1 protein-coding gene is annotated in these 1,139 nt (G+C 71.5%); it reads right to left on the bottom strand.

Features of this window, described 5'->3' with window-relative positions; genetic code table 11:
- The coding region (locus GA0115259_RS37985; protein WP_141716887.1) for a GAF domain-containing protein at positions 1-1,139 on the bottom strand (1,139 nt) is incomplete at both ends.

Raw genomic sequence — 1,139 nt, 5'->3', positions numbered from 1 at the left:
CGGCGAGATGCGACGCGGCGGACCACAGCCGCCGCCGGTCGGCCGTCTCCCGCTCCGTGGTGTCGGGCGCGGGGCCGTCGATCCGGGCGGCCAGCACCACATGCGGAGCATCGAGATCCGCGCCGAGCCGGACGGCCCGTTCGCGCAGCAGCCGCGGATCACGGTCCGGCGCGTCGAGGAGGTCGTCCAGCAGCTCGCCGCGCACACGCTGTTCGGCCTCACCCGCCGACCGTCGGGCGAGCAGCAGCAGTGAGGTCACCATGGCGGCCCGCTCCAGGGTGCGCTGGTCGACGGGATCCAGCTCGGGATGACCGCGCAGGACGAGCGCGCCGAGCAGCTCACCGCCGGCCGAGACGGCGACGCCCCAGACCTCGTCGTGGCACTTGGCACGGCCGTCGGTCCCGGTCAGCTCCAGAGCGGTCACGGAGGCAGAGCCTGGGCCCGCGAACTCCACCGTGCCGTCCAGCACTTCGGACAGCGCGCTCGCCACGTCATGGACTCCGCCGCCGCGCAGCACGAGTTCGGTGAGCCGGTCGTGCACGTCCGAGGCGCGCTCGATGACCGCGCTGTGCTCCTTGATGATCTCGTTGGCCTTCTCCAGCTCCGCGAGCGCGGACCGGGTCTCCCCCAGCAGATTCGCGGTGTCGATCGCGACCGCGGCATGCGCGGCGAACGAGCCCAGCAGGGCGATCTGTTCACGCTCGAAGACCCGGGCACGGCGGTCGGCGGCGAAGAGCACCCCGATGACCTGGCTGCCGAGCATCAGCGGAACACCGAGGATGGCGACCAGTCCTTCGTCGCGCACACCGGAGTCGATGGCTCTGGTGTGCTGGAAGCGAGGATCGTCGAAATAGCTGTCGGTGACATAGGGACGCGCGGTCTGGGCGACAAGCCCGCCGAGCCCTTCGCCCATGCCGAGTCTGAGCTGCTGGAAGCGGGCCGAGACCGATCCGTCCGTGACACGCATATAGGTGTCGCCCGCGGCCGGATCGTTGAGACAGAGATACGCGACCTCCGTGCCGAGCAGCGAACGGGCGCGCTGCACGATCGCCCGGAGCACCGCGTCGAGATCGCGCAGACCCGCCAGGTCGTGCGCGGTCTCGAAGAGCGCCGACAGCTCGGCCTCCCGGCGCCGCCGC

Origin of the sequence: Streptomyces sp. MnatMP-M17 (assembly GCF_900091995.1) — a bacterium.
GTDB lineage: Bacteria > Actinomycetota > Actinomycetes > Streptomycetales > Streptomycetaceae > Streptomyces.
The sequence above is the reverse complement of the archived record's forward strand: the minus strand, read 5'-3'. Positions and strand labels throughout refer to the sequence as shown.